At 39.1% G+C, this 15,203-nt stretch carries 15 protein-coding genes; 8 read left to right on the top strand and 7 right to left on the bottom strand.

Features of this window, described 5'->3' with window-relative positions; all coding sequences use genetic code 11:
* Positions 1-188 precede the first annotated feature (188 nt).
* Together KZZ04_RS04085 and KZZ04_RS04080 are read left to right on the top strand one after the other, a co-directional pair.
* On the top strand, positions 189-716 hold the full coding sequence (locus tag KZZ04_RS04085; RefSeq protein WP_219421901.1) for a VC2046/SO_2500 family protein: 528 nt from the start codon (positions 189-191) through the stop codon (positions 714-716).
* Positions 717-910: 194 nt separating this feature from the next.
* Positions 911-1,213: a DUF6172 family protein gene (locus KZZ04_RS04080; protein ID WP_058404273.1), complete on the top strand. Its 303-nt coding sequence runs from the start codon at positions 911-913 to the stop codon at positions 1,211-1,213.
* A gap of 316 nt (positions 1,214-1,529) precedes the next feature.
* On the opposite strand, the gene KZZ04_RS04075 is transcribed toward KZZ04_RS04080, so the two are convergent.
* The 3 genes from KZZ04_RS04075 to KZZ04_RS04065 form a co-directional block, all read right to left on the bottom strand.
* Positions 1,530-2,009 carry a YchJ family protein gene (locus KZZ04_RS04075; RefSeq protein ID WP_219421899.1) on the bottom strand — a complete coding sequence of 160 codons (480 nt, stop codon included), beginning with the start codon at positions 2,007-2,009 and terminating at the stop codon, positions 1,530-1,532.
* A gap of 30 nt (positions 2,010-2,039) precedes the next feature.
* Entirely contained in the window at positions 2,040-2,483 is a 444-nt protein-coding gene (locus tag KZZ04_RS04070; protein ID WP_058404275.1) for a SulA-like leucine-rich domain-containing protein, read from the bottom strand.
* A gap of 289 nt (positions 2,484-2,772) precedes the next feature.
* The gene (locus KZZ04_RS04065) at positions 2,773-3,228 is read right to left on the bottom strand and encodes a tetratricopeptide repeat protein (protein WP_219421897.1); all 456 of its coding nucleotides are present in this window, start codon (positions 3,226-3,228) and stop codon (positions 2,773-2,775) included.
* A gap of 119 nt (positions 3,229-3,347) precedes the next feature.
* Here KZZ04_RS04065 and KZZ04_RS04060 point away from each other — a divergent pair, with 119 nt between their 5' ends.
* Complete coding sequence (locus tag KZZ04_RS04060; RefSeq protein WP_219421895.1) at positions 3,348-4,640, top strand: NCS2 family permease; 1,293 nt, start codon at positions 3,348-3,350, stop codon at positions 4,638-4,640.
* A gap of 153 nt (positions 4,641-4,793) precedes the next feature.
* Here the strand turns inward: KZZ04_RS04060 and KZZ04_RS04055 are convergent, their stop codons facing one another.
* Complete coding sequence (locus tag KZZ04_RS04055; RefSeq protein ID WP_058404277.1) at positions 4,794-5,552, bottom strand: hypothetical protein; 759 nt, start codon at positions 5,550-5,552, stop codon at positions 4,794-4,796.
* A gap of 293 nt (positions 5,553-5,845) precedes the next feature.
* Here KZZ04_RS04055 and cysB point away from each other — a divergent pair, with 293 nt between their 5' ends.
* Positions 5,846-6,823 carry an HTH-type transcriptional regulator CysB gene (cysB, locus tag KZZ04_RS04050; protein ID WP_006792362.1) on the top strand — a complete coding sequence of 326 codons (978 nt, stop codon included), beginning with the start codon at positions 5,846-5,848 and terminating at the stop codon, positions 6,821-6,823.
* A 65-nt stretch (positions 6,824-6,888) separates the two neighbouring features.
* Here cysB and KZZ04_RS04045 read toward each other — a convergent pair whose 3' ends face one another.
* The 3 genes from KZZ04_RS04045 to pabB all read right to left on the bottom strand — a co-directional run bounded on the left by KZZ04_RS04045 (position 6,889) and on the right by pabB (position 10,294).
* The gene (locus tag KZZ04_RS04045; protein WP_058404278.1) at positions 6,889-8,265 is read right to left on the bottom strand and encodes an L-serine ammonia-lyase; all 1,377 of its coding nucleotides are present in this window, start codon (positions 8,263-8,265) and stop codon (positions 6,889-6,891) included.
* A 101-nt stretch (positions 8,266-8,366) separates the two neighbouring features.
* A complete protein-coding gene (locus KZZ04_RS04040) occupies positions 8,367-8,942 on the bottom strand; it encodes a CoA pyrophosphatase (RefSeq protein WP_138530873.1) in 576 nt (191 codons plus the stop codon).
* A 2-nt stretch (positions 8,943-8,944) separates the two neighbouring features.
* On the bottom strand, positions 8,945-10,294 hold the full coding sequence (gene pabB, locus KZZ04_RS04035) for an aminodeoxychorismate synthase component I (protein ID WP_219421893.1): 1,350 nt from the start codon (positions 10,292-10,294) through the stop codon (positions 8,945-8,947).
* A gap of 169 nt (positions 10,295-10,463) precedes the next feature.
* On the opposite strand from pabB, the gene KZZ04_RS04030 reads away from it, so the two are divergent.
* From KZZ04_RS04030 to KZZ04_RS04015, 4 genes are all read left to right on the top strand, one after another.
* Positions 10,464-11,990, top strand: coding sequence for a fumarate hydratase (locus KZZ04_RS04030; RefSeq protein WP_219421892.1), 1,527 nt, complete (start codon positions 10,464-10,466; stop codon positions 11,988-11,990).
* 424 nt (positions 11,991-12,414) lie between these two features.
* Positions 12,415-13,455: a Glu/Leu/Phe/Val dehydrogenase gene (locus KZZ04_RS04025; RefSeq protein ID WP_058404282.1), complete on the top strand. Its 1,041-nt coding sequence runs from the start codon at positions 12,415-12,417 to the stop codon at positions 13,453-13,455.
* Positions 13,456-13,583: 128 nt separating this feature from the next.
* Positions 13,584-14,222, top strand: a complete 639-nt coding sequence (locus tag KZZ04_RS04020; protein WP_138530875.1) for a CatA-like O-acetyltransferase — start codon at positions 13,584-13,586, stop codon at positions 14,220-14,222.
* Positions 14,223-14,326: 104 nt separating this feature from the next.
* Positions 14,327-15,151 (top strand): M90 family metallopeptidase, encoded by an 825-nt coding sequence (locus KZZ04_RS04015; RefSeq protein ID WP_138530860.1) that lies wholly within the window; start codon positions 14,327-14,329, stop codon positions 15,149-15,151.
* Positions 15,152-15,203 lie beyond the last annotated feature (52 nt).

The raw sequence follows: 15,203 nt of genomic DNA, 5'->3' as shown, positions 1-15,203 counted from the left end.
GAGCTGGATTCGAACCAGCGAAGGCTGAGCCGTCAGATTTACAGTCTGATCCCTTTGGCCGCTCGGGAACCCCTCCAATGCAACGGCGCTGATAATAGCAAAATGTGCCTTTAAGTAAAGAAAAAAGCTAAAGAAAATTTAAATAAAGCCGATAAATATTCATTACTCATTCTAATCGGCTAAAGTCTATGCAAATCGATGATTTGTTAATCACAGAGCGGCAATTAAGTACTCGGTTAAACCAAAGTGTACATGCAGACCGCCGTGGTGAATTTTCATTGCTGCTGGCAATGCTTTCACAAGATGCTTTAGATTTTAGTCAATTTCATTTACCCAAAACTGATACTGAAGATACAACCGCAGATGAAGCGCAGTTAAGAGATCAATTAGGGGCAGGACCAAAGCAACCATTAGCGCCCAGTGAATTTAATATGCTAATAGGCCAACTTAATGCACATCGCTTGAGCTTGGTAGGTGAAAATAAAGGTATGGCCGATATAAAACTAAACCAGTGTTTAAACCCCGAGCCTTTTTCGATTAGAGATGACGTAAATCACATACCCCTGACCATTATAGATAATTGTGAACTTGCTGTGCGCAGGCGAATACAAAAAAACGAAATTGAAATAGATAATCCGAAGATGGATGTAGCAGGCTTTTATAATGTATTAACAGACGTAAATCAGCGAGAACCATTACATTTGACGATGGCATAATTTACGTTGCCATAAATAATTTCCAACCATTATCGCCATCATTGATAAGATTTTATGGTGACACCAAAGCCCAATTGACTAAAATTTGATTTAATGTAAAAAAAGCATCCAAAAATTAAATGCAATTGCTATAATGGCTACAAATGGTATGACATGAATGCCGTTATCATTAAACCAAGGTAATTAGGAACGTAATGAAGAAAACATTCACGCTAAATCACGAGAAAATCAAATACCCTCGTATGGTTGATGCTGCGAAGCATGAAGTGAAAAAATATTTGAAAAGAGAGCGCAACAAAACTCTACCAGAAGATGCAGATTATTGGGCGTTTGACTGTAAGTTCGGTAAAACGGCCGAAGATGCTCAAGTGGTTCATGTGGCTGAAATCAGCAACTGCATTAGCGATATTGAAAAGCAAGAATTAACGTCTTTCTACTTAGAAATATTAGCGAGACCTGCACAGCGCCAACAGTTAGACCTTGATAACGACGAGTAATAATTAGTTTTGTGCATATCAAACTATTTAAATGGGCCCATTGGCCCATTTTTTATGCCTATAGATTACATTCAACCTTTATGCTTTTAAACCAATGCAAAACATTACATATCGTTTTAAGACGTTAACTTTTTTATTGTTAGTAATACTACTTTTAACACCAGTATAAGCCACTCAATGAATGGAATTAGTATTAAACCTTACGAGTTATAAAGGGAGTTATATTTATAAATATTGCTAAGGCTTTACATTAAATGGTTGTGTTTGAATAGCTATTAAGTGAGGTGCCCAGTGCACTTCACTTAAAAGAGGATTTTTATGCGCTATGGCATTTTTTATATTTTTTGTTACTACCACATGGGCAATCATCATTTCTGCCCACTTTGATATCAGCTACTGGAAATATAATACCATCGAGGTATCGCCACTGGTCTTGCTCTTTAATAAATTGAGACCGCTCGTGTAATTCACAGTAAAGATTTTGATAAAAGTAGTTTGCCTTGAACTCAACAACTCCTCTATCTCCATCATTGTTTGTATCAATAACAGATAAGCTTATAAATCGACAACTAGTTGCAAACTCTTTAATTTCTTTGACAGGGTTTTCTGCTTGTTTCTCACTCGCATAAGTTTGGTATATATATTTAGCATTTTTTTGTGCGTAAGCTGTAAATCGAGAGCGCATTAACTGCTCGGGTGTGTCTGCTTGTTTATCACCTAATAATAGTGGTTCACAGCAGTTTTTGTAATTCTGTTGACTACCACACAGGCAAGCGTTGTTATCTAATGAGTTCATAAAATTAATAAAAAAATTTAAAACGTTAGTTTAACAAGCTTGCTTTAAAGAAGGTACATCAATAACGTTAGAATTTTTAGTAAAACAATACAACTTCGTTGTTGTCTTATTTAAATCAAGAGATAAATCAGCTAACAGTTGGTTGTTCAACATGTCTGTCCACGTAATTACTGCTGCAAAATTACCGTTATAAAGTGCGCTGCGTAATACATACTCTAAATTCACTAGATGTTTTTGTCTAATAACCAATAGTTTACTTGTATCTATTGAGCATGAATCAAGTAAAGCCTTGCTAGGAACATGATCCGGTGCGATTAGCAAAGTCCATGCACTTAAGCTGTTGTATTGGTGTAACACCTTTAAAAGCTCAAATGTCGCAGAAATCTCATCTTCAATTTGAATAACATTTACACAATCAGATAGTTCGTCTTGCTGGTAGCTCTTTACTGTTCTTACGGTTATAGGCTGTAACATGATATCTCGCTCACTGGGTTTATATACAGTACATGTATACAGTAGTTTATACAGTGTTATGGCGCAAGTGTTTTTTTGCTATTTTTTTATACAAATTCAGAGTTTATTTTAAAAAATAGTAGAGATAATATTTATCTTATTGATATTTATTGTTTTTTATTTTATCGAAATGCCCGTGTGTGAGTGTTTTTCGTACAGGGTGAAAGGTTTTGTTCATGGGTTTTTAAATATAAAGTATAGAACAGTACTGTATACAGTATCTTGAGGGGCTCAGTTTTGGAGGCTCTGGCTAAGGTGCGGAGGGAATTAAATGGGCATACTGTAACTGATGAATTTGTTCATACAGACTTGCGGCATAACATTGGGCATCTTTAAAACGTTTTGTTTCTATATATTTTCTTAAATCGGCAAGCGCAATCGTAGCAGGCTCATGACCTTGGCTGCTCGACAAACTTAGCCATGCAACTCCATGAAATACGCTTTGTGGAACGCCTTGGCCTTTTACAAAAAATAAGCCTAAATAAAATTGCCCACGATGATCACCAGACATTGCCGATAAACGCATCCATTTTGCAGCGAGGGCAGGCTGGCTATTTTTTAAATAATAGAGTGCCTTATTAAGCGTAGTTTGTTGAGAGCTATCACTTTCAGGAGGCGAACTAGTATCACTTGGTTGTGTCACAAAAGACAAAATGTTGTCTAATTGCTGTTCTAAATCCTGACCGGTTGGTGTTGTTTTTATCATATGCTGTCATTCGGTATAGTTAATTACTTCAATAGTTTAGTATATCGCAAGGTAAAATGTCCTGAAAAATATACTTTTTATGATAAAATCTTGCTACTTTTTATTGTTGTAAGTTCATTATGCTCGAAGCTTTATTTAAAATTAACGAAAATGGGTCCACGGTTCGCCGAGAATGCGTTGCGGGGATGACTACTTTTATCACTATGGTTTACATTGTATTTGTGAATCCGGCCATGTTAGCAGAAGCAGGAATGGATCAAGGGGCTGCTTTTGTTGCTACTTGTATAGCTGCTGCAATCGGTTGTTTTATTATGGGGTTGTGGGCCAATTATCCATTAGCGTTAGCGCCTGGTATGGGGTTAAACGCCTTTTTTACTTACGGCGTTGTATTAGGTATGGGATACACGTGGCAAGCTGCGTTGGGCGCAGTATTTATGTCGGGCTGTATCTTTTTATTGTTAAGTTTATTTAAGGTTAGAGAATGGATAATAAATGCCATTCCTTTAGTGTTAAAGCGGGCTATTGCGACAGGTATTGGTGCGTTTTTGGCCTTAATTGCCCTTAAAAATGCTGGGATTATTGTGGCAAGTCCTGCTACATTTGTGCAGTTGGGAGACATAACATCTCCGGGACCGCTACTGGCTATATTCAGTTTTTTTATTATTGCGGCATTGTTATATCGTGATTTTAAAAGTGGGGTTTTGATCAGCATATTATTGGTCACTGCTATCTCACTTGGTTTAGGTTTAGTTGAATACCAAGGAATTATCGCAGCCCCTCCTTCAATCCTACCTACTTTTATGCAATTGGATTTTGCTGCAGCTTTAGAACTTTCAATGCTTAGCGTTATTTTTGCATTTTTGTTTGTCGATTTATTTGATACGTCGGGCACGCTTGTTGCTGTAACTCAAAAGGCTGGTCTTGCAGATGAAAAAGGAAACATGCCACGTTTAGGGCGTGCCCTCAGTGCTGATAGCTCAGCCACTATTGCAGGTGCAATGTTAGGTACTTCAACGACTACATCTTATATAGAGTCAGTTGCGGGTGTATCTGTTGGCGGGCGTACAGGCTTAACTGCAGTTGTAGTTGGCTGCTGCTTTTTACTTATGATGTTTTTTGCGCCGTTAGCTAATATGGTACCGGCTTATGCAACAGCGGGCGCAATTTTGTATGTTGCTGTGCTGATGCTACAAAACCTTAAGTTTGTAGATTGGGACGATATGACAGACGCAATTCCCGTCGCCGTTGTACTGTTGATGACTCCGCTTACGTTTTCAATTGCCCATGGTATTGCACTTGGTTTTGTTTCATACACGGCGGTTAAGCTACTTTGTGGTAAACGCAGCGACATAACAATCAGCGTGTGGATATTAACCGCCTTATTTATCGTTAAATTCGCGTTTTTATCGTAAGTATTAAATTTCTGTTTTGATAGATAACTATCAGTGATGTTTAGTTATGTATTTCTGTTGAAGTGTTCAACTTTCGGTTATAAAAGTTAATATAAAATGATAAAAGCCCATACAATGTATGGGCTTTTTATATTATTCAGTGGAAAGCAGCTGTTACCATTTCTTTTTTGGGGCAAACAGCACATCTAAATCGTCTTGTTCTTGCTCGTTTTTCTTTTTTAGAGCGCTTGCGTTAGACGCTTTTAGCTCAACGCTAATTTCCTCAAGGTAACGTTCTACTTCTTGACGTTTGGCATTTACATATTCGTCTGAATAAGGCACTGCACTAAGCGTTGCATAGGCTTTTTCAAAATATTGTCTAGCAGAGCCAACCATACTAGCAGAACGTGCCGAAATACCTCGTTTAATTTGGCTTTCAATATTTATTTTGAGTTGTAGCTTTTCAAGCTGTTTGTCTTCACCAGTAAAAACCTGGCTATTAATACGCCCTTTGCTGTGTTCAGAGCGTAGTATTACACGTAGTTTTTTTATGCCCTGAATTAACGCAACCAGTTGTTTATCGTTGCTTGGTAACGCCATTGAGTCGCTGTTAGTTCCTTGAACAGGATTAGAAAGGTGCTGTTTCATTTCCTCTAAACGGCTTTTTAATGCTTTTGAAGTTGGAGAATGAGTAACCATTGTTTTTAGTGCTTCAGCAATTCGGCTTTGTAATACTCTAATAACGTTTTCAGATAACGGAATATTAGCCTGATTCATCAATGCTTCTTCAGTTTCTTCTATGATCGCCTTTTGTTTAGTGAGTTCTTTTCGGCGCTCATTTTCTTGTTTTTCTTTGTGTTGCTGAACAGCACTTACCCAAAGTGCAATCACAACCAAAGCAACTATAAGGACAATTATAATAGACACGATCATGGTGTAATTCTCGGATTCATAACCTAATTTTTTAATCTTACATTAAATATAAGCTATCGGGGTAGTTTTGCGCGAATTAACTTTAAATTAGGTAAATTAACTGTTGTTAAATATGCGGACTATGAGATTAATTCGTCTAATCATGGCTACCTCAAGTATATTTATTATGCTAGCCTTGAGCACCACTTCGATAAATGCACGCTATATGCTTAATCAACGCTTCCAGTAAAACTGATTTAGCTTTATAGAATTTGCCTTTATTTATAATAAATTACAACGTTAAAAATGCAGCCATGAAATTACAACAACTCAGATACATCGTAGAAGTACAAAATCACAAATTAAATGTTTCAGCCACCGCTGAGAGTTTATTTACCTCACAGCCTGGTATTTCTAAACAAGTGCGTATGTTAGAAGATGAGTTAGGTGTTCAAATTTTTGGGCGAAGTGGCAAGCATTTAACGCATGTAACCAGTGCTGGTGAAGATATTATAAATATCTCGCGTGAGATACTTTCAAAGGTAGAGGGTATAAAAGCCGTCGCAAACGAACACACATTACCAGATCAAGGTAAACTCAATATAGCAACAACGCATACACAGGCACGTTATGCTTTACCAAGTGTTATTCAAGGGTTTATGAAAAAATACCCTGCAGTATCACTTCATATGCATCAAGGCACACCGCAACAAATATCTGATGCTGCGGCAAGGGGCGATGCCGATTTTGCCATTGCAACTGAAGCGCTTCATTTATATTCAGATTTAGTTATGCTGCCTTGTTATCATTGGAACCGAAGTATTGTTGTTGCTAAAGATCATCCTTTAGCTAAAAAAGCTAATAGTTTAACGGTAGCAGATATTGCCGAATACCCGCTAATTACGTATGTATTTGGTTTTACGGGGCGTTCTGAATTAGACAAAGCATTTAGCGCCCATGGGTTAGAACCGCATATTGTATTCACCGCGACTGATGCGGATGTAATTAAAACCTATGTACGTTTGGGGCTCGGCGTTGGGGTAGTGGCTTCAATGGCAATTGATGAAATTACTGATACTGATTTAGTGTGTATTGATGCAAGTCATTTATTTGAAGCAAGCACCACTAAAATTGGTTTTAGAAAGGGCAGCTTTTTACGTACTTATATGTATGACTTTATCGAACGCTTTGCACCGCACTTAACTAAAGAACGCGTTGAGCGTGCAAGTTTATTGCGCAATCAAGATGATGTAGATAAGTTATTTGAAGATATAGAGCTACCTGTAAAGTAGCGCTGAGTCTGAAAACAAAAAAACCGGCTATTTTTAAATAGCCGGTTTTTTTGTTTAGGGGTGGCCTAACACTCAATAATGTTAACGGCTAAACCCCCTCGTGCAGTTTCTTTGTATTTTGTTTTCATATCATTACCTGTTTCAAGCATGGTTTTTATTACTTTATCAAGTGATACCTTTTGCTCGCCACTACCACGAATGGCCAATCGAGACGCATTGATAGCTTTTATCGCTCCCATCGCATTGCGTTCAATACAAGGAACTTGCACTAAGCCGCCGACGGGGTCACATGTCAAACCCAGATTATGCTCCATGCCTATTTCTGCTGCGTTTTCAACTTGTACAACATTACCGCCCACAATTTCAGTCAATGCTCCGGCGGCCATTGAACAAGCAACCCCCACTTCACCTTGGCAACCCACTTCGGCGCCAGAAATAGACGCATTCTTTTTATATAAAATACCAATTGCAGCGGCTGTTAGTAAGTAACGCGTGGCAATGTCACGATCTACTTCTTTTACAAATGTGTGATAATACATAAGCACAGCGGGTAGGATGCCAGCAGCACCATTAGTGGGGGCTGTTACCACTCGTCCACCGGCGGCATTTTCTTCATTAACGGCAAGTGCAAATAAGTCGACCCAATCCATTGCTCTGAGTGGATCGTTGCTCACTTCGATATTCAGTTTTAAGTATAGGCTGGGGGCACGTCGTTTTACTTTTAAACCGCCAGGTAAAATTCCTTCAGTACGCATTCCGCGCTCAATACATGCTTTCATTACTTGCCAAATATGAAATAACTCATCTTTTATAGCGCCTTCGGTTCGAAGTGTGCGTTCGTTTTTCATCATTAAGCTTGACACACTTAGGCCAGAATCTTTACACATTTCAAGTAGTTCTTTTGCGCTACTAAAAGGGTAGGGTGCTGGGTTTTCTTCTCTAATATCGAGCGCTGCTTGTTTTTCGTTTTCAAATTCTTCGTCGGTAACAATAAACCCGCCACCGATAGAGTAGTAGACTTTGCTGTAAAGCTTTTCACCATTATTTGAAGCAATAATCTCCATTGCATTAGAATGCTTTGGGAGCGTTTTACGACGATGAAACACAATAGCACCTTGCTTAGGAAAGTTGGCTTTGTGTGTTTGGTTTAAATAAATAACTTGTTCTTGTTCGATAGTTAATAAAATATCATCGACTAAATCGGCATCGATTGTTTCTGGGTCATAGCCTGCTAAGCCAAGTACAACCGCTTTGCCAGAACCATGGCCTATACCTGTTTGCCCTAATGATCCATATAGCTCTACTTTTATATCGGTAACACTTTTTAATAGCTGTTTTTCATGGAGTTCATTAACAAATAAGCGTGATGCGCGCATTGGGCCGACGGTGTGTGATGACGAAGGGCCAATACCAATGCTAAACATATCAAATGCACTGATCATAGTGTGTGTCTCTTATTAATTTACTCAGCCCGAGGCTGCTCTTTGAACGGTCGAGCATAATAACGCGGAATTGTTAGCATGTAACTATTATTAACGAAGATTTAAACTGGTAAGGCGAGTTGTTTTGTAAAGTTTTTTATAATGCTAGCGGTTGCTCCCCATAGTAACCCGTGGGGGGTAACAAATCCTTGCAGGATAATTTCTTTACCAAAACGTTGAAATGGCAAAGGTTGCCAGTTAGCTTCATTACTTAACTCACCTACAGAAAGTAAAAAGCTGGCTTGCACTTCATTATGATCATTAATCCACTGCGTATTTTTATTCAAAACACATACGTAGGGACGAATACTAAACCCAGTCAAAGTAGCGTACTCTGGTAAATTGCCAAGGATATTGACATCTTTTTGCGCAATGTTTAATTCTTCTTTCAATTCACGTAGTGCTGTTGTGCGAAGAGTTTTGTCATTCGCTTCAAACTTACCACCGGGTAAGCAAATCTCACCTGGGTGATGATGTAGATAGGTAGGGCGCTTACACAGTAAAATATGTGCATGCCCGGCTACATCAATAATAGGCAGCATAACAGCACTTGCACGTTTATTTCGAGCATCTTTTATTTGATTTGGCGCAGCTGTTGGGCTTAATTGAAAACGTGTTTTAATGAAGTCGCTATTCAAGATCACCTACTCTCTAATAAAGGTAGAATTTTATTTACTTTATCGTATGTCTCTTGGTATTCCAATTCGACTTTAGAATCAGCCACGATTCCGCCGCCTGCCCAACAGTATATATGCTGCTCATAACAAACTAAGGTACGAATAGTAATACTGGTATCCATATTACCGCAGGCACTTAAGTAACCAATAGAGCCACAGTAAACACTGCGTTGGTGGGGTTCTAGCTCCTCTATAATTTCCATAGCGCGTATTTTGGGTGCCCCTGTAATGGATCCCCCAGGAAAAGCGGCTTCGAGTTGATCAACGGCTGTTTTATTCATATCAAGTTCGGCGGTTACTGTACTTACTAAATGATGAACGGCCGGAAAACTTTCAATTGCAAATAAAGAAGGCACTTTTACACTGCCAGGTTTGGCAACTTTACCTAAGTCGTTACGAAGTAAATCTACAATCATCACGTTTTCTGCGCGGTCTTTGGGTGAGTTTGCAAGTTTTAACGCTTGTGCATTATCTTCGTGAGCGTCTGCTTTACGTGCAAGTGTCCCTTTTATTGGTTTAGTTTCTACAATATTGTCTTGAATTGATATAAAACGTTCAGGCGAAATAGACAAAATAGCGCCTGCAGGATGATTAATAAAGCTTGAAAAAGGCGCTTTATTAGCCTCGCGCAATTTAACATACGCTGACCAAGGGTTACCGCTATATTGGGCTTTAAAGCGCTGCGCTAAATTAATTTGATAGCAATCACCGCTTTTTAAATAGTTTTCAATTACTGCAAACTTTTTGGTGTATTGGGCTTGGCTCATATTAGAAAGCCAATCAGACGTTAACTCAAACTTTGCATCATTAGGAGTCGATGCTAGATAGTGTTCGTAAAGCGAAAGTCTCTCAACATCAGGTTGTGAAACATAAAACCAAGTATTTTGCTGTCTATCAAAAATAAGGGCATCTAAATAAAGGCCAACAGCCATTTGCGGTAAGTTTATATCTTGCTCTGCTATGGTTGGCATTTTTTCAATTGTACGACCCAAGTCGTAGCCAAAATAACCTAGCCAGCCGCCGTTAAACGGCAAATCAAAAGGAGCTTTTGTGTCACTCAGTGTGCGCAAATGGATATTCATTATTTCAAAGCAGGTTAGCTCACTTGGTTCACCATTGAAGAACGTTTTGTTGTCGCTCACTTCAAGCAATTGTGCTGGTTCTATAGCAATTATGTCATAGCGACTATTTACATGGTCGCTATCAGCTGAATCGAGGAGTATGGCATGAGGCAGGTGAGAAAAATGCGAAAATACATCAATACAGTTTTGTGTTATTGATAATTTTACACAATTATTTTTATTGTTTAGCATTTACTACCCCTATAAGAACTGGCTCCAAACGGGCTGGGAGGGTATCATAAGTCAAATTTTTTTGGCAGCGTTTAGTATAAAATCAACGTTGTAATTAAAACAGTACAAACCGCCGTCACCGGTTTGGTATAGATTACGCTTAAGCGTAAAGCTAACTTAAGGAACCATTATGAGTACAATCCGTCAGCAAGACTTTATTGATAGCATTGAAGATGCATTGCAATATATTTCGTTCTACCACCCACTTGATTTTGTTCAAGCCTTAGAAAAAGCTTATAACAAAGAACAAAGCAAAGCTGCCAAAGATGCCATCGCCCAAATTTTAATCAACTCGCGCATGTCGGCTGAAGGCAAGCGTCCGCTTTGTCAAGATACAGGTATTATTACGTGTTTTGTAAAAGTGGGTATGGATGTTAAGTGGGATAAAACAGACTTAACAGTTCAACAAATGGTTGATGAAGGTACTCGTCGTGCGTATTTGAATCCAGATAACCCGCTTCGTGCTTCTATTGTTGCAGATCCTGCTGGTACTCGTAAAAACACAAAAGATAATACACCTTCAGTTGTTCACATCGACTTGGTTGCTGGTGGCGAAGTAGAGGTCATGGTTGCAGCAAAAGGCGGCGGCTCTGAAAACAAAAGTAAAATGGTTATGCTAAATCCATCAGACGATGTAGCAGCATGGGTTGAAAAAACATTGCCTACAATGGGTGCCGGTTGGTGCCCGCCAGGCATGCTGGGTATAGGTATTGGTGGCACAGCAGAAAAAGCAGCCGTAATGGCTAAAGAGTCATTGATGGATCCTGTTGATATACACGAGCTTATGGAGCGTGGAGCAGAAACGACAGAAGAAAAGCTGCGCCTAGAAATATTCGAACGTGCAAATAAACTGGGTATTGGTGCACAAGGTTTAGGTGGTTTAACAACGGTTGTTGACATAAAAATTAAAACCGCGCCAACGCATGCTGCATCAAAACCTGTGGTTATGATCCCTAACTGTGCTGCAACGCGTCATGTGCACTTTACTTTAGATGGGTCGGGTCCTGCTGACTTAAAAGCGCCAAAGCTTGAAGATTGGCCTGAAGTCACGTTTGAAGTAGGCGAGGGCACACGTCGTGTTAATTTAGATACGCTGACGAAAGATGATGTTCAAGAGTGGAAAATGGGCGAAACCGTTTTGCTGTCAGGTACTATTTTAACGGGCCGAGATGCAGCACACAAACGCTTGCAAGATATGATCAATTCAGGTGAAGGTTTACCTGAAGGTGTAGATTTTGATAATAAATTTATTTACTACGTAGGCCCAGTTGATGCTGTGGGTGACGAAGCAGTAGGCCCTGCTGGCCCAACTACAGCAACACGTATGGATAAATTTACCGATATGATGCTAGAAAAAACCGGCATTGTTGGCATGATTGGTAAAGCAGAGCGCGGTCCTGCAACGGTAGAATCAATCAAGGAGCATAAATCAGTTTACCTTATGGCAGTAGGTGGTGCAGCGTACTTAGTATCTAAAGCGATTAAAAAAGCGCGTGTAGTTGCGTTTGAAGATTTAGGAATGGAAGCTATTTACGAGTTTGAAGTAGAAGATATGCCTGTCACGGTTGCTGTAGATAGCGACGGTGCAAATGCGCATACGCAAGGTCCAGCAATTTGGAAAGCTAAAATTGCTGAACTGGATAGCAAGTTAAAGTAGTTGTTATCATAGATTTCAAAGCGAGCCATGTGCTCGCTTTTTTATTTTAAATCAACCGGTAATGACTAAAAACAGATCTTACCAGTTGTGTGTTAACTGTTTAGCTAAATTAAAAACAATGTATAACAATAGTTTACGTGTTAATAACGGGTGTATTAAAAACTTTACGAATAAATTCATGGTGACGCGAACGTAAACGTAAAGGGAAGGGTGTGATGCTTTTTTAGTTTTAACATGTGGTTTTATAATTTATTTTGAATTTTTTAGTTGTTAATTTGTTATATTTTAACTATTTAATTCAAGCGCTTGGTGTTTGTTAGCTTTATCATCTTGATATGTGGCGAACACCATCTTGAAGTGATAAAGTCTCGACAATTTCCAGCGCGTACACCCTCTCACGGGTTAATTTTTCGGAGTATTTTTAGTGGCTGTGTTTAATCAAGTTGAATTTGATAATCATGAACAAGTAGTTTTTTGTTCGGACAAAGAGTCAGGTTTAAAAGCAATTATTGCTGTGCATAGTACCAAGTTGGGCCCTGCCGTTGGTGGATGTAGAATGTGGGATTACGCTGAAGATGAAGACGCAGTTTATGATGTTTTGCGCTTATCAAAAGGCATGACATACAAAAATGCAGTGGCGCGACTTCCTTTTGGTGGGGGCAAATCTGTAATTATTGGTAACGCCAAAGAAATTAAATCAGAACAACTTTTTCGTGCTTTTGGTCGCCAATTAGAGCGTTTAAATGGTAGTTATTACTCAGCAGAAGACGTCAATATTACGTGTGCCGACGTTGCTTTAATGAACAAAGAAACAAATTACGTACTTGGTCTTGAAGGCAAAAGCGGAAATCCATCTCCCTTTACTGCATACGGCACTTTTTTGGGTATTAAAGCTGCGCTACAGCATCAACGCGGTCACCAAGATTTCTCGGGTATAAAAGTAGCAGTACAAGGTTTAGGGGCTGTTGCTTACGGCTTGTGTAAGCACTTAGCCAATGCAGGTGCGCAGTTGTTTGTAACCGATATAAATCAGGTTGCAATTGATCGTGTTGTTAACGATTTTGGCGCAACAGCTGTTGGTATTGATGACATTTATGACTTAGACGTAGACGTTTATGCGCCCTGTGCATTAGGCGCAACTATAAACGATGACACTATACCGCGTATTAAAGCAACCATTATTGCTGGTTGTGCCAACAATCAGTTAGCCCAATCTCGTCATGGTGAAATTATACGTGAAAAAGGCATTTTGTATGCGCCAGATTACGTTATAAACGCAGGTGGTATTATTAATGTTTATTACGAAACTGCGCCAGAAGGTTATACTGTTGAGGCTTCTAATAAACACGTTGAGGGTATTTTTAATACACTAACAGAAATTTTTGCACGCAGCGAAAAAGAGCAAAAGTCGACACACTTAATAGCAGATGAACTCGCTCAAGAAATTATAGAAAAAGGACTTTAAATTTAATCCTGCAAAAAAAGAGGGACGCAACTGCGTCCTTCTTTTTGTTATTAATGCTATTTTTATGAAACAACGGTACACTTTATTTTTAATTAAGTGTGGTACGTATAATGACGTTAACTTCGAATATGCAGCCTATAGACCTTGATAGCTGGCCTCGTAAACAACACTTTGAGTTATTCAAAAACTTCACCCAGCCTTACTTTAATGTGTGTGTTCAACTAGATGCAAAAACACTCTTTAGCTATTGTAAAGCGCAGCGCATTTCATTTTTTCAGGCTTATGTTTATTGCACATTAAAAGCATGCCATGCGTACGAACCGATAATGTTGCGCATTATTAAACAAACACCCTGGTTACTTACGAGCACTCGCGCAAGTGTTGTAGAGCTTGATGAGGAAGAGTGTTTTATATTTAGTTACTTTGACTACATGGACTCTTTTAAAGAGTTTTCAGCCCATAGCGAAAAAGTAAGCAAACAAGCTAAGTCAAACCCGCTATTTAGCGACGCATTTGCAAACACAGAAGGGCAGGCTGATTTAATTCATATATCTGTTTTACCTTGGCTAAATTTTAGCGCTTTTTCACATGCATTTAGCGAAGGGCAAAGTTTAGGGATCCCTAAGTTTGTATTTGGCCAGTACAATAAACACAGTGGCACGATGCCACTTGCTATTGATGTGCATCATTCTCTAATGGACGGCCTGCACGTCGCTCGCTTTATTAAAATATTACAAACTGAAATTGATAGTTTTAAGTGTCTTTAGGGTTGGTAATATAAGCGCTAAGAATCGTTAAATTTATTATGTCTGTTGAAAACCCATAGCATTGGACCTATTTATAGAAACATAAGCAGGCTTAAGGTGTTGCCATGATAAATGGATTGTTAATTAGCGTTTTGGTGTTGTTTGTGGTGATATTTTGGCAATGGCCTTCTATTCAAGCCTACCTTTGGCGCAATAAGTATCAACGTATGGGTTTAAGCTCTCAGCAAAAAGATATTTTACTGCGCTGTATGCCTATCTACCGAAAAATGACCGATGCTGACAGAGCCAAACTTGAGCGACATATTGTTTGGTTTTTAAATGAAAAACGTTTTGTTGGCTGCGATGGATTAAAACTCACACCTGCGATGAAACTTATTGTAGCTGCTGATGCCTGTGTGCTCGTGCTCAATAAGCCGTGGCCACTTTATACCAATGTAAAAGAAATATTATTGTACCCAAGTGCTTACTACGCACCACAAACCACGCGTGATAGTGCCGGTTTAGTTAGCTATCATAATACGGTGAGGCAAGGTGAATCTTGGCCAGGAGGTACGCTAGTATTAAGCTGGCATGATGTACTTGAAGGAAGCCGTTTACCCAGTGATGGGCACAACTTAGTGTTTCATGAATTCGCTCATCAGTTAGATCAGGAAACAGGTAAAACAACCGGTACGCCACTTTTAAAAAGCTCGGCTGATTATAAAGAGTGGGGCAGAGTATTTAGTCGTGCCTTTACGCAGTTAAAAAGTCATGTAGCGTATAGCATGCCTCATGTTATTCATAGCTATGGCGCCACAAACGAGGCCGAATTTTTTGCTGTGATCACCGAAACTTTTATCGAAAAACCCGCAGAGTTGCGACGCTACGATCCAGAAATTTATAGACTGCTGGTTAACTACTACCAATTTGATCCTATTTCTTGGCATTAAACGTAATAAACTGCGCTTTATCAAATAACGCTGGTAACTTTTGGTTGTTTTT

Origin of the sequence: Pseudoalteromonas sp. CR1, assembly GCF_019392235.1 — a bacterium.
In the GTDB taxonomy this organism is placed as follows: Bacteria; Pseudomonadota; Gammaproteobacteria; order Enterobacterales; family Alteromonadaceae; genus Pseudoalteromonas.
Note: the sequence above shows the minus strand (reverse complement) of the source record. Positions and strands in the feature narration are given on the sequence as shown.